Annotated in this window: 21 protein-coding genes and 1 riboswitch; of the genes, 16 read left to right on the top strand and 5 right to left on the bottom strand. The window is 70.5% G+C overall.

Translation table 11 applies throughout. From position 1 onward, the window contains the following. The first annotated feature begins 159 nt into the window (after positions 1-159). From coxB to ACF09E_RS24720, 4 genes are all read left to right on the top strand, one after another. The gene (gene coxB, locus ACF09E_RS24705; protein ID WP_361847939.1) at positions 160-1,125 is read left to right on the top strand and encodes a cytochrome c oxidase subunit II; all 966 of its coding nucleotides are present in this window, start codon (positions 160-162) and stop codon (positions 1,123-1,125) included. Continuing rightward, positions 1,122-2,858: a cytochrome c oxidase subunit I gene (gene ctaD / locus ACF09E_RS24710; protein WP_148004443.1), complete on the top strand. Its 1,737-nt coding sequence runs from the start codon at positions 1,122-1,124 to the stop codon at positions 2,856-2,858. Before coxB ends, ctaD begins: the two co-directional genes overlap by 4 nt. Continuing rightward, the gene (locus ACF09E_RS24715) at positions 2,855-3,253 is read left to right on the top strand and encodes a cytochrome c oxidase subunit 4 (RefSeq protein WP_017238857.1); all 399 of its coding nucleotides are present in this window, start codon (positions 2,855-2,857) and stop codon (positions 3,251-3,253) included. Before ctaD ends, ACF09E_RS24715 begins: the two co-directional genes overlap by 4 nt. A gap of 120 nt (positions 3,254-3,373) precedes the next feature. Next, positions 3,374-4,630, top strand: a complete 1,257-nt coding sequence (locus ACF09E_RS24720; protein ID WP_392207134.1) for an Ig-like domain-containing protein — start codon at positions 3,374-3,376, stop codon at positions 4,628-4,630. A 46-nt stretch (positions 4,631-4,676) separates the two neighbouring features. On the opposite strand, the gene ACF09E_RS24725 is transcribed toward ACF09E_RS24720, so the two are convergent. After that, positions 4,677-5,078 (bottom strand): hypothetical protein, encoded by a 402-nt coding sequence (locus ACF09E_RS24725; protein WP_392207136.1) that lies wholly within the window; start codon positions 5,076-5,078, stop codon positions 4,677-4,679. Positions 5,079-5,280: 202 nt separating this feature from the next. On the opposite strand from ACF09E_RS24725, the gene ACF09E_RS24730 reads away from it, so the two are divergent. The 6 genes from ACF09E_RS24730 to ACF09E_RS24755 all read left to right on the top strand — a co-directional run bounded on the left by ACF09E_RS24730 (position 5,281) and on the right by ACF09E_RS24755 (position 12,504). Then, positions 5,281-5,901 (top strand): heme-copper oxidase subunit III, encoded by a 621-nt coding sequence (locus ACF09E_RS24730; protein ID WP_030314378.1) that lies wholly within the window; start codon positions 5,281-5,283, stop codon positions 5,899-5,901. Between the two features lie 74 nt (positions 5,902-5,975). Beyond that, positions 5,976-6,785, top strand: a complete 810-nt coding sequence (locus ACF09E_RS24735; protein WP_388802124.1) for a c-type cytochrome — start codon at positions 5,976-5,978, stop codon at positions 6,783-6,785. Then, positions 6,782-7,834, top strand: coding sequence for a Rieske 2Fe-2S domain-containing protein (locus ACF09E_RS24740; RefSeq protein ID WP_361847925.1), 1,053 nt, complete (start codon positions 6,782-6,784; stop codon positions 7,832-7,834). The genes ACF09E_RS24735 and ACF09E_RS24740 overlap by 4 nt, the downstream gene beginning before the upstream one ends. Then, the gene (locus tag ACF09E_RS24745; protein WP_361847922.1) at positions 7,831-9,453 is read left to right on the top strand and encodes a cytochrome bc complex cytochrome b subunit; all 1,623 of its coding nucleotides are present in this window, start codon (positions 7,831-7,833) and stop codon (positions 9,451-9,453) included. Before ACF09E_RS24740 ends, ACF09E_RS24745 begins: the two co-directional genes overlap by 4 nt. Positions 9,454-9,583: 130 nt before the next feature. Then, on the top strand, positions 9,584-10,648 hold the full coding sequence (gene trpD, locus ACF09E_RS24750) for an anthranilate phosphoribosyltransferase (protein WP_392207138.1): 1,065 nt from the start codon (positions 9,584-9,586) through the stop codon (positions 10,646-10,648). Positions 10,649-10,730: 82 nt separating this feature from the next. Next, positions 10,731-10,847: riboswitch (SAM riboswitch) on the top strand. 244 nt (positions 10,848-11,091) lie between these two features. Further along, entirely contained in the window at positions 11,092-12,504 is a 1,413-nt protein-coding gene (locus tag ACF09E_RS24755; RefSeq protein ID WP_392207140.1) for an aminotransferase class V-fold PLP-dependent enzyme, read from the top strand. Positions 12,505-12,574: 70 nt separating this feature from the next. Here ACF09E_RS24755 and ACF09E_RS24760 read toward each other — a convergent pair whose 3' ends face one another. Next, a complete protein-coding gene (locus ACF09E_RS24760; protein ID WP_148004451.1) occupies positions 12,575-12,856 on the bottom strand; it encodes an Lrp/AsnC family transcriptional regulator in 282 nt (93 codons plus the stop codon). Beyond that, positions 12,853-13,596 (bottom strand): rhomboid family intramembrane serine protease, encoded by a 744-nt coding sequence (locus ACF09E_RS24765; protein ID WP_361847912.1) that lies wholly within the window; start codon positions 13,594-13,596, stop codon positions 12,853-12,855. Before ACF09E_RS24765 ends, ACF09E_RS24760 begins: the two co-directional genes overlap by 4 nt. A gap of 158 nt (positions 13,597-13,754) precedes the next feature. Here ACF09E_RS24765 and ACF09E_RS24770 point away from each other — a divergent pair, with 158 nt between their 5' ends. From ACF09E_RS24770 to ACF09E_RS24790, 5 genes are all read left to right on the top strand, one after another. Beyond that, positions 13,755-13,997 carry a hypothetical protein gene (locus ACF09E_RS24770; protein ID WP_309049699.1) on the top strand — a complete coding sequence of 81 codons (243 nt, stop codon included), beginning with the start codon at positions 13,755-13,757 and terminating at the stop codon, positions 13,995-13,997. Positions 13,998-14,030: 33 nt separating this feature from the next. Continuing rightward, positions 14,031-15,395 carry an NYN domain-containing protein gene (locus tag ACF09E_RS24775; RefSeq protein ID WP_392207142.1) on the top strand — a complete coding sequence of 455 codons (1,365 nt, stop codon included), beginning with the start codon at positions 14,031-14,033 and terminating at the stop codon, positions 15,393-15,395. Positions 15,396-15,662: 267 nt separating this feature from the next. Beyond that, positions 15,663-16,712, top strand: coding sequence for an NlpC/P60 family protein (locus tag ACF09E_RS24780; RefSeq protein ID WP_392207144.1), 1,050 nt, complete (start codon positions 15,663-15,665; stop codon positions 16,710-16,712). 200 nt (positions 16,713-16,912) lie between these two features. Then, positions 16,913-17,923 (top strand): NlpC/P60 family protein, encoded by a 1,011-nt coding sequence (locus ACF09E_RS24785; protein ID WP_392207146.1) that lies wholly within the window; start codon positions 16,913-16,915, stop codon positions 17,921-17,923. A gap of 81 nt (positions 17,924-18,004) precedes the next feature. Beyond that, positions 18,005-19,234, top strand: a complete 1,230-nt coding sequence (locus ACF09E_RS24790; RefSeq protein ID WP_392207148.1) for a hypothetical protein — start codon at positions 18,005-18,007, stop codon at positions 19,232-19,234. A 27-nt stretch (positions 19,235-19,261) separates the two neighbouring features. On the opposite strand, the gene ACF09E_RS24795 is transcribed toward ACF09E_RS24790, so the two are convergent. Together ACF09E_RS24795 and ACF09E_RS24800 are read right to left on the bottom strand one after the other, a co-directional pair. Further along, positions 19,262-20,587 (bottom strand): DUF2079 domain-containing protein, encoded by a 1,326-nt coding sequence (locus ACF09E_RS24795; protein WP_392207150.1) that lies wholly within the window; start codon positions 20,585-20,587, stop codon positions 19,262-19,264. Positions 20,588-20,806: 219 nt separating this feature from the next. Next, positions 20,807-22,072, bottom strand: a complete 1,266-nt coding sequence (locus ACF09E_RS24800) for a glycosyltransferase family 87 protein (protein ID WP_361847895.1) — start codon at positions 22,070-22,072, stop codon at positions 20,807-20,809. An 89-nt stretch (positions 22,073-22,161) separates the two neighbouring features. On the opposite strand from ACF09E_RS24800, the gene ACF09E_RS24805 reads away from it, so the two are divergent. Next, entirely contained in the window at positions 22,162-23,304 is a 1,143-nt protein-coding gene (locus ACF09E_RS24805; protein ID WP_392207152.1) for a glycosyltransferase family 4 protein, read from the top strand. Positions 23,305-23,349: the final 45 nt, after the last annotated feature.

Raw genomic sequence — 23,349 nt, forward strand, 5'->3', positions numbered from 1 at the left:
CGCGTTGGGCACCCTCCCCGCGCGACCCCAAATAGCGTCCAGTAGGGTTTGGTCCGCATAAACATCCAAACCCCTGCCCGCGGCCGGGGCGGCGACCGACCAGCGAGACGGACGGCCGTGGCCGACCACTGCGGGCCGAGACTCTCGGGAAGGCGCTACGTGAGTCCCAACGGCTCCGACCGCTCGTCGCGGCGCCCGATGCGGCGGAAGCTGCCGCAGGTGCTGACTGCGGGCCTGATCCTGGCGACAGCCACCGGCTGCTCGTACAACTGGGAAGACTTCCCCCGCCTTGGTATGCCCACCCCCGTCACGGAAGAGGCTCCCCGGATCCTCTCCCTGTGGCAGGGCTCGTGGGCCGCTGCGCTCATCACCGGAATCCTGGTGTGGGGCCTGATCATCTGGTCCGTCATCTTCCACCGGCGAAGCAGGACCAAGGTCGAGGTACCTCCGCAGACCCGTTACAACATGCCCATCGAGGCGCTGTACACGGTCACCCCCCTCATCATCGTCTCGGTGCTCTTCTACTTCACCGCGCGCGACGAGTCGAAGCTCCTCGAGCTCTCCCCGAAGCCGGCCCACACGGTCAACGTGGTCGGCTACCAGTGGAGCTGGGCCTTCAACTACGTCGAGGACGTGCCCGGTGTGAAGGGCGACGCGAAGACGGACAAGAACCTCGCGGCCATTCCGGACAAGTTCCAGGACCAGTTCCCGGACAACGCCGGCGGCGTCTACGACGCCGGCATCCCCGGTGACCGCAACCCGCAGACCGGCAACCCGGGTCCGACCCTGTGGCTGCCGAAGGGCGAGAAGGTCCGGTTCATCCTGACCTCCCGTGACGTCATCCACTCGTTCTGGGTGGTCCCCTTCCTCATGAAGCAGGACGTCATCCCGGGTCACACCAACTCCTTCGAGGTCACCCCGACGCAGGAAGGCACCTTCCTCGGGAAGTGCGCCGAGCTCTGCGGCGTCGACCACTCCCGGATGCTCTTCAACGTCAAGGTGGTCTCTCCGGAGCGCTACCAGCAGCACCTGAAGGAGCTGGCCGAGAAGGGGCAGACCGGCTACATCCCGTCTGGCATCGAGCAGACGGACCCGGCCAGGAATGCGGAGAAGAACCAACTGTGAGCATCCACAACGAAACCCAGGGTGCCGCCGCAGCTGAGGACTCGTACGAGAACGAGCTGCCCGTACGGCGCAAGCAGCCCGGCAATGTCGTGATCAAGTGGCTGACCACCACCGACCACAAGACGATCGGCACGCTCTACCTGGTCACGTCGTTCGTCTTCTTCTGCATCGGCGGACTCATGGCGCTCTTCATGCGCGCCGAGCTGGCCCGTCCGGGTACGCAGATTATGTCGAACGAGCAGTTCAACCAGGCGTTCACGATGCACGGCACGATCATGCTGCTGATGTTCGCGACGCCGCTGTTCGCCGGATTCGCGAACTGGATCATGCCGCTGCAGATCGGCGCGCCCGACGTGGCGTTCCCGCGGCTGAACATGTTCGCGTACTGGCTGTACCTCTTCGGCTCGATCATCGCGGTGGCCGGCTTCCTCACCCCGCAGGGTGCGGCCGACTTCGGCTGGTTCGCCTACTCCCCGCTGTCGGACGCCGTCCGCTCGCCGGGCGTCGGCGCCGACATGTGGATCATGGGTCTGGCCTTCTCCGGCTTCGGCACGATCCTCGGCTCGGTCAACTTCATCACCACGATCATCTGCATGCGCGCTCCCGGCATGACGATGTTCCGCATGCCGATCTTCACCTGGAACGTGCTGCTGACCGGTGTCCTGGTCCTGCTCGCCTTCCCGGTCCTCGCGGCCGCGCTGTTCGCCCTGGAGGCGGACCGCAAGTTCGGTGCGCACGTCTTCGACGCGGCCAACGGCGGAGCCCTGCTCTGGCAACACCTCTTCTGGTTCTTCGGCCACCCAGAGGTGTACATCATCGCGCTGCCGTTCTTCGGCATCATCTCCGAGGTCATCCCGGTCTTCAGCCGCAAGCCGATGTTCGGCTACATCGGCCTGGTGGCCGCGACCATCGCGATCGCCGGTCTCTCCGTGACGGTGTGGGCCCACCACATGTACGTCACCGGAGGCGTGCTCCTCCCGTTCTTCTCCTTCATGACGTTCCTCATCGCCGTACCCACGGGCGTGAAGTTCTTCAACTGGATCGGAACGATGTGGAAGGGCTCACTGTCCTTCGAGACACCGATGCTCTGGACGATCGGCTTCCTGATCACCTTCACCTTCGGTGGTCTGACCGGTGTCATCCTGGCCTCGCCGCCGATGGACTTCCACGTCTCCGACTCGTACTTCGTCGTCGCGCACTTCCACTACGTCGTCTTCGGCACCGTGGTCTTCGCGATGTTCGCCGGCTTCCACTTCTGGTGGCCGAAGTTCACGGGCAAGATGCTGGACGAGCGGCTCGGCAAGATGACCTTCTGGACGCTGTTCATCGGCTTCCACGGCACCTTCCTCGTGCAGCACTGGCTCGGTGCCGAGGGCATGCCGCGTCGTTACGCGGACTACCTCGACGCCGACGGCTTCACCGCCCTGAACACGATCTCGACGATCTCCTCCTTCCTGCTCGGCCTGTCGATCCTGCCGTTCCTCTACAACGTCTGGAAGACCGCCAAGTACGGCAAGAAGATCGAGGTCGACGACCCGTGGGGCTACGGTCGTTCGCTCGAATGGGCGACGTCCTGCCCGCCGCCGCGGCACAACTTCCTCACCCTGCCGCGGATCCGTTCGGAATCCCCGGCGTTCGATCTGCACCACCCCGAGATCGCGGCTCTCGACCAGCTCGAGAACAAGGGGCACGCGGCCGAGGCCCTCACGGGCGGCAAGGAGGCCGGCAAGTGAAGATCCAGGGCAAGATGTTCATCTGGCTGAGCGTCTTCATCCTTGCCATGGCCGTCCTGTACGGCGTCTGGTCGAAGGAGCCGGTCGGCACCACGGCCCTCTTCCTGGCCTTCGGCCTGTCCATCATGATCGGCTACTACCTGGCCTTCACGGCCAAGCGGGTCGACGCGATGGCGCAGGACGACAAGGAGGCGGACGTCGCGGACGAGGCCGGTGAGGTCGGCTTCTTCGCCCCGCACAGCTGGCAGCCGCTGTCGCTGGCCGTCGGTGGCGCGCTGGCCTTCCTGGCCATCGCCATGGGCTGGTGGATCCTGTACTTCTCCGCCCCGCTGATCCTGGTCGGCCTCTTCGGCTGGGTCTTCGAGTTCTACCGCGGCGAGAACCAGAACCAGTAGCGGCACCCGCTCCACCGGAGCACCCGAGAGGGGCCCGGACACTTCGTCACAGAAGTGTCCGGGCCCCTCTTTTGCAGTACTAGACGCGCTGGTCGGGAGGATTGTCCTTAGCGTGAAGTCATGAACGACACGCCGCGCATTCGGACTGTTTTGAGCTGCACTCTTCTGGCCGTCACCGTCACCGCAGGCGCCACGGCGTGTGCGGGCGCCGACGACCACCCGCTGTCGGCCAGGGCGTACGACGCGGCGGACCAGCTCGCGGTCAGCGCTCCCGGGGACGGCGCCAAGGCCGACCCCGAGAAGCCGCTGGAGGTCACGGCCAAGGGCGACGACGGCCGGATCACCGACGTCACCGCCGTCGACGCCGCAGGGCGCCACCTGGCGGGCGAACTCACCGCGGACGGGCGGCGCTGGCGCTCCACGGCCGCCCTGGCCGCAGGCGCCCGCTACACGGTCCGCGTCGCCACCGAGGACGAGGACGGCGCTCCGGGCGCCCGTACGTTCACCTTCGAGACGACCCCGGCCAAGCGGGCGCTGACCGCGGCCTTCGGCCCGGAGACGGGCACGTACGGCGTCGGGCAGCCCATCACGGCCGAGCTCAGCCTCGCCGTCAAGGACCGCAAGGCCCGTGCCGTCGTCGAACGCGCGCTCAAGGTCCGCTCCACGCCGTCCGTCGAGGGCTCCTGGTACTGGGTGGACGACAAGAAGCTGCACTTCCGCCCGAAGGAGTACTGGCCGGCGGGCGCGCGGATCACGGTCACCGGGAACCTGGACGGCCTCAAGGTCGGCGACAAGCTCTACGGCGGCGAGTCCAAGCCGCTCCAGCTCACCATCGGCGACCGGATCGAGGCCGTCGCGGACGCCGGGTCGCACTACATGACCGTGCGGCGCAACGGAGAAGTGATCAATACCATTCCGGTGACCACCGGAAAGCCGGGCTTCTCCACCCGAAACGGCATCAAAGTGATCCTCGGCAAGGAGTACTACGTCCGGATGCGGGGCACCAGCATCGGCATCGCGGAGGGCAGCTCCGAGTCGTACGACCTGCCGGTCTACTACGCGACCCGGGTCACCTGGAGCGGCGAGTACGTCCACGCCGCGCCCTGGTCGGTCGGCTCGCAGGGCGTGGCGAACGTCAGCCACGGCTGCGTCGGCATGTCGACCGGGAACGCGGCCTGGTTCTACGAGACCGTCCGCGCCGGCGACATCGTCCGCGTCGTCAACAGCTACGGCGACACGATGGACACCTTCGGGAACGGCTTCGGCGACTGGAACCTGCCGTGGGAGAAGTGGCGGGAGGGCAGCGCCCTGGTCGAGGCCACCGGAAGCCCGGTGGCCTCGACGGAGAAGTCCCGCCTGCGGCCGCTGCCGCTCTAGGGGGTGTTCTGCCCGCCCGCGGGGCCTCCACCCGCCCCCGGGCCCCCTACGCGTCGATCGACAGGCGCGAGCGCAGCAGGGCGGCCAGGGACGCCGCGAACTCGACCGGGTCCACCGGAAGGGTGACCGCGGCGTCCGCGCGGCTCCAGGTGGCCAGCCAGGCGTCCTGGGGGCGCCCGATGAGCAGCAGCACGGGCGGGCAGTGGAAGACCTCGTCCTTGATCTGCCGGCAGACGCCCATGCCGCCCGCCGGCACCGCCTCGCCGTCCAGGACGCAGACGTCGATGCCGCCCTCGTCCAGGCGCTTCAGCACCGCCGGCAGGGTCGCGCACTCCACGAACTCCACCGGGGGGACGTCCGACGCGGGCCTGCGCCCGGCCGCCAGCCGTACCTGCTCGCGGGTGTTCGCGTCGTCGCTGTAGACCAGGACCGTGGCACTCGACTGCATCGTTCCTCCGGCTGGGAAGGCGGGTGGGTCGTCGTCGACCGATGCGCGGATGCTACTCCGGTCCACACCCCGTCAACACCCGTTCAACACCTGTTCGAAGGGTGGCAGGGGGGCCTCGCACTGGGCCGTTCGGGCTGGACACACCCCTCTGACACTCCGAACGGCACCCCCCGGAGTGAGGGCGGGATAAGCGACCGACATAATGTCGGTCGTGGCGACAGTAACGACAGTAGAAACAGGGCACGCGCACCCGTCGGTCAATCGACCGAACCTCACCAGCGTCGGAACCATCATCTGGTTGAGCTCCGAGCTGATGTTCTTCGCGGCCCTCTTCGCGATGTACTTCACCCTGCGATCCGTGATGGGCGCCGAGTACTGGACGGAAAAGGCAGACGCCTTGAACTTCCCGTTCTCGGCGACGAACACCACGATCCTGGTGCTCTCCTCCCTCACCTGCCAGCTCGGCGTCTTCGCCGCCGAGCGGGGCGACGTGAAGAAGCTCCGGTCGTGGTTCATCATCACGTTCGTGATGGGTTCGATCTTCATCGGCGGACAGGTCTTCGAGTACACGGAGCTGGTGAAGCACGAGGGCCTCTCGCTCTCGTCGGACCCGTACGGTTCCGTGTTCTACCTGACCACCGGCTTCCACGGCCTGCACGTGACGGGCGGACTCATCGCCTTCCTGCTGGTCCTCGGCCGGACGTACGCCGCCAAGAGGTTCACTCACGAGCAGGCAACCGCCGCCATCGTCGTGTCCTACTACTGGCACTTCGTCGATGTCGTCTGGATCGGCCTCTTCGCCACGATCTACATGATCAAGTAGTCGGCGCCGCCGACACGGCGGTCCGACACATCCAGCAAGCATCGACGCAGAAGATCCTGACACCGGGGTAATCCGTGAAAAAGCTCTCCGCACGACGACGCCATCCGCTGGCGGCGGTCGTCGTCCTACTTCTCGCGCTGGCGGCCACTGGGGGGCTGTACGCCGCGTTCGCGCCCGCGGGCACGGCGAAGGCCGATGAAACCGCCCAGTCCCTCGCCATCGAGGAGGGCAAGAAGCTCTACACCGTCGGCTGCGCCAGCTGCCACGGAACCGGCGGTCAGGGCACCTCTGACGGCCCCTCCCTCGTCGGCGTCGGCTCGGCCTCCGTCGACTTCCAGGTCGGCACGGGCCGTATGCCGGCCCAGCAGCCGGGCGCCCAGGTCCCGAAGAAGAAGAACATCTACTCGCAGGCTGAGATCGACCAGCTCGCGGCGTACGTCGCTTCTCTCGGTGCCGGCCCGATCACGCCGACCGAGAGCCAGTACAGCCCTGACGGTGCGGACGTCGCCAAGGGTGGCGAGCTGTTCCGCACCAACTGTGCCCAGTGCCACAACTTCACCGGTGAGGGTGGCGCGCTGACCTACGGCAAGTACGCCCCGAACCTCGAAGGCGTGAGCCCTAAGCACCTCTACGAGGCCATGCAGACCGGCCCGCAGAACATGCCTTCCTTCCCGGACACGACGATGCCCGAGAAGGAGAAGAAGGACATCATCGCGTACGTCCAGGCCGTCAACGGCGAGAAGGCCGACAGCCCGGGCGGTCTCTCGCTCGGTGGCCTCGGCCCCGTCTCCGAGGGCCTGTTCGCCTGGGTCTTCGGCCTGGGTGCGCTGATCGCAGTTGCCATCTGGGTCGCGGCCCACACCGCTAAGGCCAAGAAGTCATGAGTAGCCAAGAGATTCCAGAAGAGAACCTGCCGGCAGGGCAGGACACCGCGCACGGCGCGGTGAAGGTCGCCGACGACCCGTTCGCCGACCCGGGCCTCCCGCCCCACAAGCCCCGCATCCAGGACATCGACGAGCGGGCCGCACGCCGGTCCGAGCGTGCCGTGGCGTTCATGTTCACGCTGTCGATGCTGGCCACGATCGGCTTCATCGCCTCGTACGTGATCTTCCCGGTCGACAAGATCGTGTACATCTGGCCCTTCGGCCGGGTGTCCGCGCTCAACTTCGCGCTGGGCTGGACCCTCGGCCTCGCCCTCTTCTTCATCGGCGCGGGCGCGGTCCACTGGGCCCGCACCCTGATGTCCGACGTCGAGATCGCGGACGAGCGTCACCCGATCGCGGCCGACGCCGAGACCAAGGCCAAGGTCATGTCGGACTTCGCGGCCGGTGCCGCCGAGTCGGGCATGGGCCGCCGCAAGCTCATCCGCAACACGATGTTCGGCGCGCTGTCGCTCGTTCCGCTCTCCGGCATCGTCCTGCTGCGTGACATGGGCCCGCTGCCCGAGAAGAAGCTCCGGTCCACCATGTGGGCCAAGGGGCTTCAGCTCATCAACATGAACACGCACGAGCCGCTGCGTCCCGAGGACGTCGCGGTCGGTTCGCTGACCTTCGCGATGCCCGAGGGCCTCTCGGAGCACGACCACCACTTCCAGACCGAGATCGCCAAGGCCGCCCTGATGATCGTCCGGATCCAGCCGGAGGACATCAAGGACAAGCGCGAGCTCGAGTGGTCGCACGAGGGCATCGTCGCGTTCTCGAAGATCTGCACCCACGTGGGCTGCCCGATCTCCCTGTACGAGCAGCAGACGCACCACGTCCTCTGCCCGTGCCACCAGTCCACCTTCGACCTCTCCGACGGCGCCCGCGTCATCTTCGGCCCGGCCGGTCACGCCCTCCCGCAGCTGCGGATCGGCGTGAACGACAAGGGCTTCCTGGAGGCGCTCGGCGACTTCGACGAGCCCGTCGGCCCTGCCTTCTGGGAGCGCGGATGAGCACCGTGACCGATACGAAGAAAGCACCCGCAGGTGAGCGGGTGGCCGACTGGGCCGACGGACGCCTGGGGATCTACACGCTGGCCAAGGCCAACATGCGGAAGATCTTCCCGGACCACTGGTCCTTCATGCTCGGCGAGATCTGCCTCTACAGCTTCCTCATCATCATCCTGACGGGCGTCTATCTGACGATGTTCTTCCACCCGTCGATGAACGAGGTGGAGTACGTCGGACCGTACGTCCCGCTCCAGGGACAGCTGATGTCCGAGGCGTTCAACTCGACGATGCACATCTCGTTCGAGGTCCGCGGTGGTCTGCTCATCCGGCAGATCCACCACTGGGCGGCGCTGATCTTCCTCGCCGGCATGTTCGTGCACATGATGCGCGTGTTCTTCACGGGCGCGTTCCGCAAGCCGCGTGAGATCAACTGGCTGTTCGGCTTCCTGCTGTTCTTCCTGGGCATGTTCACCGGCTTCACCGGTTACTCGCTCCCGGACGACCTGCTCTCCGGCACCGGTGTCCGCTTCATGCAGGGCGCGATCCTGTCCGTCCCGGTCATCGGCACCTACCTGTCGATGTTCCTGTTCGGCGGGGAGTTCCCCGGCGGCGACTTCGTGGCCCGGTTCTACTCGGCCCACGTCCTGCTGCTGCCCGGCATCATGCTCGGCCTCGTGGTCGCCCACCTCATCCTGGTGTTCTTCCACAAGCACACGCAGTTCGCCGGCCCCGGCCGCACGAACAACAACGTCGTGGGCATGCCGCTGCTGCCGGTCTACATGGCCAAGGCCGGAGGCTTCTTCTTCCTGGTCTTCGGCGTCATCGCGATCATCGCGGCGGTCGCCTCGATCAACCCGATCTGGGCCATCGGCCCGTACCGGCCGGACCAGGTGTCCACCGGCGCCCAGCCCGACTGGTACATGGGCTTCGCCGAGGGTCTGATCCGTGTCATGCCGGGCTGGGAGATCAACCTCTGGGGCCACACGCTCGTCCTGGGCGTGATGATCCCGCTGGCGATCTTCCCGGCGGTCCTCGCGGCCATCGCGGTCTACCCGTTCATCGAGTCGTGGATCACCGGCGACAAGCGCGAGCACCACATCGCGCAGCGCCCGCGCAACGCTCCGACGCGCACCGCCTTCGGTGTCGCCTGGATCACCGCGTACATGATCATGCTCGTGGGTGGTGGTAACGACCTCTGGGCGACCCACTTCCACCTGTCGATCAACTCGATCACCTGGTTCGTGCGGATCTTCTTCTTCGTCGGCCCGGTCATCGCGTTCATCGCCACCAAGCGGATCTGCCTCGGCCTCCAGCGCCGCGACAAGGACAAGGTGCTGCACGGACGCGAGTCCGGCATCATCAAGCGCCTGCCGCACGGTGAGTTCGTCGAGATCCACGAGCCGCTCAGCCAGGGCGAGCTGCACCGCCTCACCGCGCACGAGCAGTACGACGCCGCGGAGCTTCCGGCGGGCGTCGACGAGAACGGCGTGGAGCGCAAGATCGGGCGCGTGGAGAAGCTCCGGATCAAGCTCAACAAGGGCTACTACGGCGGCGACAGCCAGGTCGCCAAGCCCACGGTCGAGGAGTACAAGGAGATCCAGAGCGGCCACGGCCACCACTGATCCCGGAACTCCCGACTTCCGACAAGTCGCCACGGTGAGAGCCCCGTCCATTCGATGGACGGGGCTCTTCGCCGTCCCCGCGGGTCGATAGGGTGGAGCCCTAGCCGTCACGTACTGACCAGGAGCTGCCATGAGCGCTGCGACCCCCGCTGGAGGACCTACGTCGGCGGGCCGCTCCTGGCCCGTCCTGCTGAACGGACTCCTCGACGGCAGGGACCTGTCCTCCGACGACACCGCCTGGGCGATGGACCTGATCATGAGCGGCGAGGCCACCGACGCGCAGATCGCCGGCTTCATGGTCGCGCTGCGCGCCAAGGGCGAGACCGTGCAGGAGATCGCCGGTCTCGTACGGACCATGTACGCGCACGCCAACGTGATCGAGGTGCCGGGGCCCGCCGTCGACATCGTCGGCACCGGCGGCGACGGCGCCAAGACGGTGAACATCTCCACGATGGCCTCGATCGTGGTCGCCGGCACGGGCACCAAGGTCGTCAAGCACGGCAACCGCGCCGCGTCCTCCGCCTCCGGCTCCTCCGACGTCCTGGAGAAGCTCGGCATCAACCTCAACCTGACCCCGCAGCGGGTCGCCGAGGTCGCCGAGGAGGCCGGCATCACCATCTGCTTCGCCGTGAAGTTCCACCCGTCGCTGCGGCACGTCGCCGCCGCGCGCGGCCAGCTGGGCATCCGGACCACGTTCAACGTCCTCGGCCCGCTGACCAACCCGGCCCAGGTGCGGGCCCAGGCCGTCGGGGTCGCCGACCCGCGGATGGCGCCCATCGTGGCCGGGGTCCTCGCCGAGCGCGGCAACTCCGCCCTGGTCTTCCGCGGCGACGACGGACTCGACGAGCTGACCACCACCTCCACCTCCCGGGTCTGGGTGGTCCGCGACGGCGCGGTCGCCGAGGAGCGCTTCGACCCGCGGGACGTCGGCATCGACCTGGTGCCCCTGGAGGCGCTGCGCGGCGCCGACGCCTCGTACAACGCCGACGTGGCCCGCCGCCTGCTCGCCGGCGAGACCGGTCCGGTGCGGGACGCCGTGCTGCTCAACGCGGCCGCGGCGCTCACCGCCCTGGAGCCCGGCACCGGCACGCTGGCGGAGCGGCTGGCCGCGGGCATCGCGCGGGCGGCCGAGTCCATCGACTCCGGCGCGGCCCTCCGGTCCCTGGAACGCTGGGTCGCCGCCAGCAACGCCTGACGGCATCCCGTCCCCCTGACCCCGGTCCACCATGCGGACCGGGGTCTTGCGCTTCGGCGATCATGTGGCAGGATGCTCCACAGGTCACGAGTGACAGCGTTTTGGCCCCGGCTTGCTGTCCGGCAACCCTCCGTCCGTGGCGGGGTGCCCCGGGTGATGACCAGGTCGTAGGCAGCGAGGTCTACGGCAAGCGCGGACCCCTCGAACACCAGGGGTCCTGGTCTCTCGAGGAGCTTTTTCCGTGAGCAAGCGAATGCGATAGGGCGACTACGCCCCTTCTTCACCCTCGGATCGTCGGATCAGGGTCACTTCTCCGTACCCCGTGCACCGCGGGCTTCCCCCGTGCACCCGTGTCCTCCGAGGCAACACCCCGTACCCCGCCGTGTCCGGCCGCGTACGGGTCCACCGAAGCCATTCCGCACCGCCCGCCGGGAGATACCGCCATGTCCGCACGCCCTGACGCCGCCACCGCCACCGCCGCCACCCTCGTCGAGACCGCGCCCGCCGGGCCCGCCGACCCCTGCTGCGCCGCCCCGCTGCCCGTGCTCGGCCGGGACGTCACCGTCCCCCTCGTCACCGGCGGCGAGGTGACCTACGCGGCGCTCGACTACGCGGCCAGCGCGCCCGCCCTCCAGCGGGTCTGGGACGACGTCGCGGCCTACGCCCCCTACTACGGCAGCGTCCACCGCGGCGCGGGCTACCTCTCCCAGCTCTCCACCGACCTCTTCGAGAACAGCCGCGCCACCGTCGCCGAGTTCCTCGACTGCCGCCCCGGCGACCAGGTCGTCTTCACCCGTTCCACCACCGACTCGCTGAACCTGCTGGCCGCCACCCTCCCGGCCGACTGCCAGGTCTTCGTCTTCGAGACCGAGCACCACGCCTCGCTGCTGCCCTGGAGGGACGCCCGCGTCACCTACCTCAACGCGCCGCGCACCCCCGGGCAGGCCGTCGCCACCCTGGAGCGGGCGCTCGCCGACCGCGACCCCTACGACCCCGCCCTGGTCTGCGTGACCGGCGCCTCCAACGTCACCGGCGAGCTGTGGCCGGTGAAGGAGCTCGCCGCCGCCGCGCACGCCCACGGCGCCCGGATCGTGCTCGACGCCGCCCAGCTGGCCCCGCACCACCCGGTCTCCGTCCAGGACCTCGACGTGGACTGGATCGCCTTCTCCGGGCACAAGCTGTACGCGCCCTTCGGCTCCGGCGTCCTCGCCGGCCGCGCCGACTGGCTCCAGGACTCCGAGCCCTACCTCGCCGGCGGCGGGGCCTCCCGCAAGGTGGCCCGCCGGGCCGACGGCGGTGTGGACGTGGAGTGGCACACCACCGCGGCCCGGCACGAGGCGGGCTCCCCGAACGTCATCGGCGTCTACTCCATCGCCTCCGCCTGCAAGGCCCTCACCGAGGCCGGATTCGACCAGCTCGTCGCCCGCGAGCGCCACCTGATCGCGAAGGTCCGGGCGGGCCTGGCCGAGGTGCCCGAGGTCAGGGTGCTCTCGCTCTTCGGCGACGACGCCCCGCGCGTCGGCGTCATCTCCTTCGTCGTGGAGGGCTGGAACAGCTCGCACTTCGCCGCCGCGCTCTCCGCCGAGTACGGCATCGGCGTCCGCGACGGCCTCTTCTGCGCCCACCCGCTAGTCCGCACGCTGCTCGGCAGCGACCCGCAGGACCCGGGCGAGTGCGGCGCCCCCGAGGCCGCACCGGGGGAGAGGTCCCTCAACGCCATCCGGGTGAGCTTCGGAGCCGGTACCCCGGACGAGCACGTGGAGCGGTTCGTCGGCGCCGTGAAGGAGCTCGTCCGCGACGGCGCCCAGTGGAAGTACCGCACCGAGGACGGCCGCTGCGTCCCGGACCGCGGCTGAGCGCTCACTCGTACGGGTGAAGGGGGCCTCCCCGGCGGGAGGCCCCCTTCACCCGTGCCCCGGACCCGTCTCAGGACTCCAGACCGATGGCGAAGGCCGCCTCCAGGTCGTGCTGGGAGTAGGTGCGGAAGGCGACGTGCGTGTCGGTGGCCTCGACGCCCGGGATCTTGCTGATGTTGCCGGGGATCACGTCGGCGAGGTCGTCGTGGCGCGGGACGCGGACCATGGCGATCAGGTCGTAGGTGCCGGTCACCGAGAAGACCTCGCTGACGCTGTCGAGCGCGGCGATCGACTCGGCGATCTCGGGGATGCGGTCCACGCTGGTCTTGATGAGCACGATCGCGGTGATCACGGCTGGCTTTCTCCCTCGGTCGCCGCGGTTGGGGCTTTCACTCTATCCCCACCCCGGTAGCGCCCCCAGGCGTACAGGAAGCCGACGGAGAAGCCCACCACATGGGCCAGATAGGCGACGCCGGGACCGGATCCGGCGGCCCGCGCGGCCAGCCACTGGAGCACGAACCAGAAGATCAGCACGATCCAGGCGGGGAAGCGCAGCGGCAGGAAGAAGAGGAAGGGGAAGAGACTGGTGACCCGGGAGCGCGGGAAGAGGAAGAGAAAGGCCCCGAGCACCCCGGAGATCGCCCCGGAGGCCCCGACCAGGGTCTGCTCGCTGCTCGCGTGCGCCACCGCGTACCCGACCAGGGCGAGGTAGCCCGTCCCCAGGTAGAACAGGGCGAACTCGACGGGACCCATGCGCTCCTCGGCCATCGCTCCGAAGACGTACAGGAACAGCATGTTTCCCAGCAGGTGGAGCCAGCTGCCGTGGACGAAGAGCGCGGTGAGCGGGGTGAGCAGGGCGCGGGGCTCGCCGCTCATCAGCTCGGCGGGGACGACGCCCCAGCGCCGGAAGTACTCGCCCTGCGCCGCGAGGAGCTCGTCCCCCGTGCCGTACACCGGATCGAGCCCGGAGACCGGGCCGATCACGAAGAGCAGGCAGCAGGCGGCGATCAGTCCGTACGTCACCGTGGGCCCGCTGCGGAGGCCCCGCCAGGACCCCTGGACACCGCGGACCGCACCTCGCCAGTCGATCATGGACAGATCATGGCGTACCGGGGCCGAACTGGACAGAGTGCCTCGCCGTGCCCCCGCGTACCGGCGAGGCCGTAGGGTAACGGGCAGTACGACCGCAGTTCGACGGCGCACCGCGGCTCCCGCACCTGGTACCCCGCAACAGGAAGAAGGACGGCACGATGACGACGGTTCCCCTGCCGACCGACGAGACCCGCTGGCGCTGCACTCTCTGCGGCAACCTGACCCGTTTTGACGTGACGCGATCCTCCAAGGTCGTCGAGTACGTCCATCTGGACCTCGCGGGAGAGCCGACGGTCGAGGAGCGGCAGGTGGTCAGTGAGACCATCGAGTCGGTCCGCTGCCGCTGGTGCAACGCGGTGGACCAGATCGAACTGGTGGACAGGCCGGGCGCCGCCTCCTGAGGGACGGCGCGGACGACATAGGGGTGACGGATCGTGGAGCAGCCCGCGCACGGTGGAGAGCCGGCCGGCGCGGCAGGTGACGCTGCCGAGACGCTCGACCACCCACTGCCGGAAGGCGTACGGCGGCGGGTCGTCGCGCTGGTCGCCGACGCCTTCGGCGGCCTGACCGTCGCGGAGCTGCCCGCCCCCCTGAGGCAGTACGCCCGGTTCACCGCGAGCCGGCGCGCCAAGTTCGCCGGGAACGCCATGGCGGCCGCCCTGGAGAGCGATCCGCTGTTCCGGCAGCGGATCGGCGAGCGCTTCCGGCAGGGTCAGCCCGAACTGGCCGGAGCGGTCGAGACCGGCACCCCGCCCGCCGCCGCCGACCCCGTCGACGTGGCGGCCGCGGCCTACGTCCTGCGTCCGCCCGGCTGGGTCAAACTGGTGGCCGCCGCGGGCGAGGAGGCCCAGCGCGTCGACGCCGAGCGCGCCGACGAGGCGGGCCGCCGGGAACTGGAGCGGATGCGCGAGGAGCTCGCCGCCGCCCGGGACCGGGCGCGCGGCGAGACCGAGCAGCTGCGCCACGACCTGGAGGCGGCCCGGAAGGAAGCGGAATCGCTTCACCGCAAGCTGCGCAGTGCCCAGAGCGACGTGAAGCGCGGCGAGGCGGCGCTGCGGCGCGTCCAGGGCGAGATCGACGCGGCGAAGGCGGAGTCGGCGGCCCAGGTGTCGTCCGCGGAGAGTGAGACCCGGCGGCTCAAGGCCCGGCTGGGCGAGGTCGAGGCCGCCCTGGAGGCGAGCCGCAGGTCGGCCCGCGAGGGGCGCTCGGTCGAGGACATGCGGCTGCGGCTGCTGCTCGACACCGTGCTCGACGCCGCCCAGGGGCTGCGCCGCGAACTCGCCCTGCCTCCCGTCTCGGTGCACCCGGCGGACACCGTGGACGCGGTGGAGCCGGGCCGGATGTCGCCGAAGGACATCGCGGCCCGGGCGCTCTCCGAGACCGACCCGGCGCTGCTCGACCAGCTCCTCGCACTGCCGCAGGCGCATCTGGTCGTCGACGGCTACAACGTCACCAAGACCGGCTATCCCACCATGCCGTTGGAGAAGCAGCGGCTGCGGCTGCTCGGCAGCCTGTCGGCCCTCGCGGCCCGTTCGGGCGCCGAGGTCACCTGTGTCTTCGACGGGGCGGAGCTGGCGGCCCCGGTGCTCCTCGCGCCGCCGCGCGGGGTGCGGGTGCTCTTCTCCAAGCCCGGTGTGACCGCCGACGAGTTGATCCGTCAGCTGGTGCGGGCGGAGCCGCCGGGCCGGCCGGTCGTGGTGGTCTCCACCGACCGCGAGGTGGCCGACGGGGTGGCGAAGGCCGGTGCCCGGCCCGTGGCGTCCGCCTTGTTGCTGAAGCGGCTTTCGCGGCTCTCCTGACGCATCGTCGCAGTTGGCAACTCTTGCGCTCTATGCCCGGATTCTGGAGGGCGCACCGTCAAGTGCCCATCACTGCCTGTGCGGTCTGTGTAAATTAAGTGGCCGGTGAGGGATATTTTTGCCGGTGGGATTTGAACTGATCACAAGTTGGTCACTAGGGTCGGGGCTCGAACCTTCGCGCGGTTGATCACCCATCCGGGGTGGCGGCGGAGGAACCGCCTGCCCCTTACCGGTTGGGCGGCTCTGAGGAAGAAGGAGCTCGCCTTCGTGGCGTCCCACCGTCGACCCAAGCAGCCGAGCCGCATGCGCGTGACCGTTCTCACCGCGACCGCGGCCGCCGCCGTAGCGCTCACCGCCCAGACCGGTGCCCAGGCGGCCCCCGCCAAGCCCAAGATCGACGAGGTCAAGTCGAAGGTCGACAAGCTGCACCACGAGGCCGAGGAGGCCACGGAGCAGTACAACCTCGCCGAGGAGCGCCGCGGCAAGCTGCAGGACGAGATCGGCAACCTCCAGGACAAGGTGGCCCGCGGCCAGCAGGAGCTCAACACCCTGCGCGACCAGATCGGTTCGGTCGCCAGCGCCCAGTACCGCTCCGGCGGCATCGACCCGGCGCTCCAGCTCTTCCTCTCCGCCGACCCGGACACCTACCTCGACAAGGCGTCCGCGATCGACCAGCTGAGCGCCCAGCAGGCCGACGTGCTCACCTCGATCCAGGCCAAGCAGCGCACGCTCGCCCAGCAGCGGGCCGAGGCCACCACCAAGCTGGCCGACCTCGACGACGTCCGCAAGACGCTCGGCGAGAAGAAGAAGAAGTTCCAGGGCAAGCTCGCCGAGGCGCAGAAGCTCCTCAACACCCTCACCGCCGCCGAGAAGGCCAAGCTGGCCGAGGAGGAGCGGCAGAAGGAGCAGCGCGCCAGCCGCGCCGCCGGCGAGCGCATCGACCTCGGCAACGAGGTCCCCGCGAGCGGTCTCGGCGCCGCCGCGCTCAGCGCCGCCGCCACCCAGATCGGCAAGCCGTACCAGTCCGGCGCGGAGGGCCCCGGCGCGTACGACTGCTCCGGTCTGACCCAGTGGGCCTACGGCAAGGCCGGCGTCGGTCTCACCCGCACCACGTACACCCAGCAGAACGACGGCGTGAAGATCGGCCGCAGCCAGCTCAAGCCGGGCGACCTGGTCTTCTTCAACGGCCTGTCGCACGTGGGTCTGTACGCGGGCAACAACACGATCCTCCACGCGCCCAAGCCGGGTGCCAGCGTCCGCTACGAGTCCATGAACTACATGGGCACCTTCCAGTTCGGCGTCCGCATCGGCGGCTGATCCGCCCGACGCGACCCGCGCAGCAGTACCGCCCAATCGGGTGGTTCGCCGCGACGCGAGCTGACCTGACGCCCCGCCGGTGACCTTGTGATCTCCGGCGGGGCGTCATTTTGTGTGCCCGGCGCCTTCGTTGGACGGGGACTGATCAACGGCTACTGTCTGCCGCGCCAGTCTGCGTCGAGCCGAACGGAGCGCGAGTCGTGGTGTCCCACCGCCGACCCGCCAGGGTCACCGTCCTCACCGCCGCCGCGGCCACCGCGGCGGCGACCCTCGGGGCCGTCCCCGCGAGCGCCGACCCGGGGGCCGGATCCGCGGCCACCCGTGCCACGGTGGACCGGCTCTTCGAGGAGGCCGAGAAGGCCACCGAGGGCTACAACCGGGCGGACGAGAAGACGGACGCGCTGCGCCGCACGGTCTCCCAGGCCCAGGACGGCCTCGCCCGTGGCCAGGAGCGCATCAACCGCATGCGGGGCGCGCTCGGTTCGGTCGCCGGCGCCCAGTACCGCTCCGGCGGCATCGACCCCGCCCTCGCGCTGCTGCTCTCCTCCGACCCGGACACCTACCTCGACCGGGCCTCCGCGCTCGACCGGATCACGGCCCGGCAGAGCGCCGCGCTCGGCGAGCTCAGGCGGGAGCAGCGCCGGCTCGACCAGAAGCGGTCCGAGGCCCGGGCGACCCTGGCCGAGCTGGAGCGCAGCCGGGCCGAGGTCGCCCGTCACAAGCGCGTCGTCGAGGGGAAGCTCGCCGAGGCCCGCCGGGTCCTCGCGAGCCTCACCGCCGAGGAGCGCGCCGACTTCGACCGGGCCTCCCGCTCCGGCGGGCGCGCGGAGGAGCTGCCCCCGATGGCCGAGGCGGCGCCCGGCTCCTCGCGGGCAGCCGCCGCGGTGCTCGCCGCCCGCAGCGCGGTCGGCAAGCCGTACGTGTGGGGGGCGACCGGCCCCTCCGCCTTCGACTGCTCCGGTCTGATGGTCTGGTCGTACGGGAAGGCCGGGATCAGCCTGCCGCGGACCTCCTCGGCGCAGCGGTACGCGGGCCGGCAGGTGCCGCTCTCGCAGGCGCAGCCCGGCGACCTCGTCACCTACCGCGGCGACGCCAGCCACGTCGGGATCTACGCCGGGAACGGCCAGGTCATCCACGCCCCCTACCCGGGCGCCGCCGTCCGCTACGACCCGGTGAACATGATGTCCCACGTGACGGTCACCCGGGTCTGAGCCGGCCGGGGACGGGCCGGACCACGGTCCGGCCGGGACCGGGAGCGGTCCGCGCCGCGATCCGACCGTACGATCGGAAGCGTGTCGGGTCAGGGGTGTGGAGCGCGCAGGCCGGCGACGGCCTGCCTGGCGGTCCTGCTCCTCCTGCTCGCCGGGCTCGTCGGCTGCGGCGCGAGCCCCGGCCGGCCCGCCGACACCGCCGAACGGGAGTTCCAGGCGCTCCTCGACCGGCACGCGAGGGCGCTGCTCGACCGCGACCAGCCCGGATACCTGGCCGACGTCGACGCCTCGTACGCCCCGACGGCCCTCGCCGTCTTCCGGCGGCTCGCGACGGTCCCCGTCGACGGCTGGAGCTACCGGGTCACCTGGGTCGACCGCACGGAGGCCGGCCGCGCCACCGTACGCGCCGAGCTCGGCCACCGGCTGGCCGGTCACGACCGGCGTCCCCTCACCGGCTCCCGGGTCCTCGACCTGACCGAGCGGGCCGGACGCTGGTACGTGACCGGCGACCGCCCGGCCCCCGGCGCCCCGCGGCAGCTCTGGGAGCAGGGCGACGTGACGACCGTCCGGGGCGCCCGCTCGCTCGTCCTCGGCGTCGGCCAGAGGCCCGAGCGGCTTCGCGAGATCGCCGCCGCGGCGGACCGGGCCGTCCCCGCCGTCTCCGGCGCCTGGCCCGCGGAGTGGGCCCGCGACGTGGTGGTCCTGGTCCCCGGGTCGCTGACCGGGATGGGGGAGCTCCTGGGGGCGCCGGGGAGCTCCTACCGGGGCATCGCCGCCGTCACCACGGGGGAGACCCGGGGCGGCGCGGACGCGCCCGCGGACCGGGTGATCGTGAACCCGGAGGCGTACGGGGTGCTGGGGGAGTTCGGCCGGCAGCTGGTCCTCACCCACGAGACCGTCCACGTCGCCACCCGCTCGGCCACCACCCCGTCCACCCCGGTCTGGCTCTCCGAGGGCTTCGCCGACTGGGTCGCCTACCGGGACGCCGGCCGCACGGCCGCGCAGGCGGCCCCCGAGCTGCTGCGCGCGGTCCGGGCCGGTGAGCTGCCCGCCCGGCTCCCGGAGGACCCCGACTTCGCCTTCGGCGCGGACGCGGAGGCGCTGGCCAGGGCGTACGAGGGCGGCTGGCTGGCCTGCGCACTGATCGCCGACCGCTGGGGCGAGGCGGAGCTGCGGGACTTCTACCGCGCGGTGGGCGCGCACCCCGGCCGGGAGGGCGCGGTGGAGAAGGCCCTCCGGGACGTGCTGGACACCACTCCGGAGGAGTTCACCGCGGAGTGGCGGCGGTACCTCGGGGAGCGGCTGGGCTGAGGGCCGCCGCGGGCGGCCCCGACCGGCCTACCGGGCGGGCTTCCCGTCCGGGGTCAGCCGGAGCAGGGTGATCCCGTCCCGGGTCTCCACGACCCGGTAGCCGGGGACGTGCGGGTCGGCCGTCTCCAGCTCCCGGCCGGTCGCGCACTCCGGATCGGAGGTGTCGGCGGCGTCGTAGATCAGCCATTCGGGCCGCTCCCTCGGCGGGAAGGAGCGGGGGAAGAGGCACACCTCGCTCACGACCGCCCGGTCGGCGAGCTGGGCGGCCAGCCGGTTCGACGCCGCCACCGTCGCGCCGTCGGGGATCCGCTCCAGGAGCGCGTCCGAGGTCCTGACGTAGGCCGAGTCGCTCCACGTCCGCGGCAGGACGACCTCGTGCAGCGGGTGGGTGAAGAAGGTGACGGCGGTGACCACGGCGCCCACGACACAGGCGGGCACGACCCGACGCGCGGGCACGCGGCCGGCGACCGCGTGGACGGCGGCGGCGAAGGCGACCGGCATGAGGACCGCGCTGTAGTGGAACTCCATCCCCCAGTAGAACGGGTTCGAGCCGGTGAAGCGCCAGGCCAGCGTCGGCAGCGCCACCAGCAGGATCGGCGACCGCAGGGCCAGGAAGCCGGTCGGGGCGACGATCATGAGGAGGGTCAGCCACTTGATCGGGGGCCAGAGCGTTCCGGCGGTCTCCGCCAGCAACCCGACCTCCTCCGCGGTCTCGGGCGGCAGATAGGCGAACCGCCCGAGCGGGTTGAAGTACGGGAGGATCACCGCCATCTCCAGCGCCGTCGCACAGGCCCCGAAGGCGGCGACGGCGAGCCCCGTCACCCGCGGTCCCTTCCACGCCACATAGAGGCCGATCGCCGCGACGGTGAGACCCAGGTCCTCCTTGACCAGCACCAGCGGCAGCGACCAGAGGGCGGCGGCGCGCCAGTTCCCCCGGCCCGCCGCGCAGAGCGAGAGGGACAGCAGCGGGACCGCGAAGGCGACTTCGTGGAAGTCGAAGAAGATGAGTGCCGCTATTCCCCAGGAGGCGCCGTAGGAGATGCCGGTCCAGTAGGCGAAGTTCCGTCCCCGGACCTCGTTCGCCCATTTCATCAGGGGGACGACGGAGAATGCGATGAGAGCGGCCTGGCAGACCAGCAGCGTATAGCTGGACGGAAATACCCGGTATACCGGGGCGAGCAGGGCGAGAATCGGGTGGAAATGGTCCCCGAGCGTGTTGTAGTCGGGCCCCTTGAGATTCGAGTACGGGGCGGACAGCTCGGCGTAGGACCGGACGATCTGGGTGAAGATGCCCAGGTCGTAACCGGTCGTCAGGTTCGCCGCGTGACGGCGCGCGGACAGCAGGAGATACAACAGGAAGAAAGCGCCGGAAACCAGGGTCAGGGATTTCCAGGATATTCCCGCGGGGGTTTTCGGTGCAGCCTCCGCAGCGGCCCCTTCGCCGCCTTTCCCGTGCCGCTGAAGCGTGTCGACCGAGAGAATCGGGTTGTTCATGTCAGCAGGAGAACCTCACAGGCGGGCAAAGGTGCATCAGGGTAGCACCCGTGCGTATCGGTGTTCGGGCCGCTACCGTCAGGCCGAACCTGCCAGGACCTTTTCGCGCTCGGGCTGCCGCGCCTGTCCGGGGATCCGCACGACACCGGCGTCGGTCACCGTGTGCCGCCACAGGGTGCGGCAGGCGGAGAGGGCGGCCCACACCAGGAGGCCGTTGCGCAGGAACAGCACCGCGATGCCCAGGGGATCGCTCTGCGTCACGTGCGAGAACCAGACGGGGAACTCGAACTGCGTCACGGCCGTCGCCCACAGCACCAGATGGGCGGGGCGCCGCATCCGCGACGAGCGGTAGGCGAGGCAGACCGCGGCGAGGCCGAACAGCCAGATCATGTACTGCGGTGAGATCACCCGGCTCGTCACCGTGAAGAGCAGGACCGCGACGAACGCCGCGTCCGCCGTCGTCGACGAGTCGAACCGGCGCGCCCGGTACCGCCACAGCGCGAGCCAGCCGAACGCGGCCGCGGTCAGCACCATCGCCCCGGTCGACACCCAGGACACGTAGGGGCCGAGGAACTCCATCGACCCGTAGTTCATCCGGGCCTCGCCCTCCCAGCCGAAGTGCCGGGCGACGTGGAAGACCATCGCCCCCAGCGACTCGACCTCCGTGCCCCGCTCGCTCTGGTACGAGAGGAAGGCCAGTGACCCCGGCATCCAGGCCGCGCACAGCAGCAGCACCCCGGCCGCCGTGCCCGCCGCCACCGGCCAGGAGCGCCGGGTCGCCCCGCCCTTCGGGGTGCCGGCCAGCAGCAGCGCCGGCCACACCTTGAGGACGGCGCCGAAGCCGGCGAGGACCCCGAGGACCCGCGGGTCGCGGCGGACGGCCAGCAGGGCGGCCATGGCGACGGCCGTCACCATGATGTCGTAGCGGGCGTACGCGGTCGGGCCGAGCAGGGGCACCGCGGCCAGCCAGAGCCACGCCCCCCGCATCGACCGGCCCGCCCGGCGGCCGGTGTGCAGCAGGAGGCCCATGACGACGGCGTCGCAGAGGAGCGCGAGCACGAAGAACGCCGTCTTGTAGCCGAGGAAGGGCAGCAGCGCGGGGGAGAGGACCGCGAGCGCGGCGGCCGGCGGGTACTGCCAGGTCACGTCGTCCCGGGGGTACACACCGGTCCGCAGGACGTCGTACCAGCCCTGGTAGATCTGCTCGACCTCCAGCGTCGCGTCCGGGCCGGGGACCACGACGATCCTGAACGCGCACAGCAGGAGGACGATCCGGGTCAGGCCCCAGAGGCCGAGCGGGAGGCGGAGACGCGCGCGTGATCCCGTTCCCACTGCCCCCGTCATACCCGTCCCGTTCCTCGTCCTGTCGGCCCGCTGCCGCGGGGGAGTGGTGGTGCTGGGCGGTGGGTGCGCTCGCGGTACTGTCGGCCCCGATGCACAAGACCCTGATCGTAACCAACGACTTCCCGCCGCGACCGGGCGGAATCCAGGCCTTCCTGCACAACATGGCCCTCCGTCTGGATCCCGAGCAGATCGTGGTGTACGCCTCCACCTGGAAGCGCAGCCGCGAAGGGATCGAGGCGACGGCCGCGTTCGACGCCGAACAGCCTTTCACGGTCGTCCGGGATCGCACCACCATGCTGTTGCCCACACCTCGGGTCACGGCCCGCGCCACCGCGCTCCTGCGCGAGCACGGCTGCACGTCCGTGTGGTTCGGCGCGGCCGCGCCGCTCGGGCTGATGGCCCCCGCGCTGCGCCGGGCCGGCGCGCGGCGGCTGGTCGCCACCACACACGGCCACGAGGCCGGCTGGGCGCAGCTGCCCGCCTCCCGCCGGTTGCTGCGGCGCATCGGCGAGGGCACGGACACCCTCACGTACCTCGGCGAGTACACCCGCTCCCGGATCGCGACGGCCCTCACGCCCGCCGCCGCCGACCGCATGAGGCAACTGCCGCCGGGGGTCGACGAGAAGACCTTCCACCCCGGCTCGGGCGGCGCCGGGGTCCGCGCCCGCCTCGGGCTGAGCGACCGCCCCGTCGTCGTCTGCGTCTCCCGGCTCGTGCCCCGCAAGGGCCAGGACACCCTGATCCGGGCCATGCCGCTGATCCTCCGCCGGGTGCCGGACGCGGTCCTCCTGATCGTCGGCGGCGGCCCGTACGAGAAGGACCTGCACCGGCTCGCCGCGGAGACCGGCGTGGCCGGATCCGTACGCTTCACCGGCGCCGTCCCCTGGTCGGAGCTGCCCGCCCACTACGGGGCCGGCGACGTCTTCGCCATGCCCTGCCGCACCCGGCGCGGAGGCCTCGACGTCGAAGGCCTCGGCATCGTCTACCTGGAGGCCTCCGCGACCGGACTCCCGGTCGTCGCGGGCGACTCGGGCGGCGCCCCCGACGCGGTCCTCGACGGGGAGACCGGCTGGGTCGTCCGGGGCGGTTCCGCCGAGGACACCGCCGACCGCGTCACCACCCTCCTCCTCGACCCCGAGCTCCGCGCCCGGATGGGCGAGCGGGGCCGGGCCTGGGTCGAGGAGAAGTGGCGCTGGGACCTCCTCGCGGACCGGCTCAAGGAACTTCTGTAGCGCCCGGGGCCCGACGCAGGGCGGCGCCGGGCGGCGCCCTGCCCG

This window comes from Streptomyces sp. NPDC014891, from assembly GCF_043081085.1.
GTDB lineage: Bacteria > Actinomycetota > Actinomycetes > Streptomycetales > Streptomycetaceae > Streptomyces.

Bases quoted from the DNA above. Each gene is read 5' to 3' on its own strand.
- ACF09E_RS24720 (WP_392207134.1), top strand. From the start codon at position 3,374: ATGAACGACACGCCGCGCATTCGGACTGTTTTGAGCTGCACTCTTCTG.
- ACF09E_RS24725 (WP_392207136.1), bottom strand. From the start codon at position 5,078: ATGCAGTCGAGTGCCACGGTCCTGGTCTACAGCGACGACGCGAACACC.
- ACF09E_RS24730 (WP_030314378.1), top strand. From the start codon at position 5,281: ATGTCGGTCGTGGCGACAGTAACGACAGTAGAAACAGGGCACGCGCAC.
- ACF09E_RS24740 (WP_361847925.1), top strand. From the start codon at position 6,782: ATGAGTAGCCAAGAGATTCCAGAAGAGAACCTGCCGGCAGGGCAGGAC.
- ACF09E_RS24745 (WP_361847922.1), top strand. From the start codon at position 7,831: ATGAGCACCGTGACCGATACGAAGAAAGCACCCGCAGGTGAGCGGGTG.
- trpD (WP_392207138.1), top strand. From the start codon at position 9,584: ATGAGCGCTGCGACCCCCGCTGGAGGACCTACGTCGGCGGGCCGCTCC.
- ACF09E_RS24755 (WP_392207140.1), top strand. From the start codon at position 11,092: ATGTCCGCACGCCCTGACGCCGCCACCGCCACCGCCGCCACCCTCGTC.
- ACF09E_RS24765 (WP_361847912.1), bottom strand. From the start codon at position 13,596: ATGATCGACTGGCGAGGTGCGGTCCGCGGTGTCCAGGGGTCCTGGCGG.
- ACF09E_RS24770 (WP_309049699.1), top strand. From the start codon at position 13,755: ATGACGACGGTTCCCCTGCCGACCGACGAGACCCGCTGGCGCTGCACT.
- ACF09E_RS24800 (WP_361847895.1), bottom strand. From the start codon at position 22,072: ATGACGGGGGCAGTGGGAACGGGATCACGCGCGCGTCTCCGCCTCCCG.
- ACF09E_RS24805 (WP_392207152.1), top strand. From the start codon at position 22,162: ATGCACAAGACCCTGATCGTAACCAACGACTTCCCGCCGCGACCGGGC.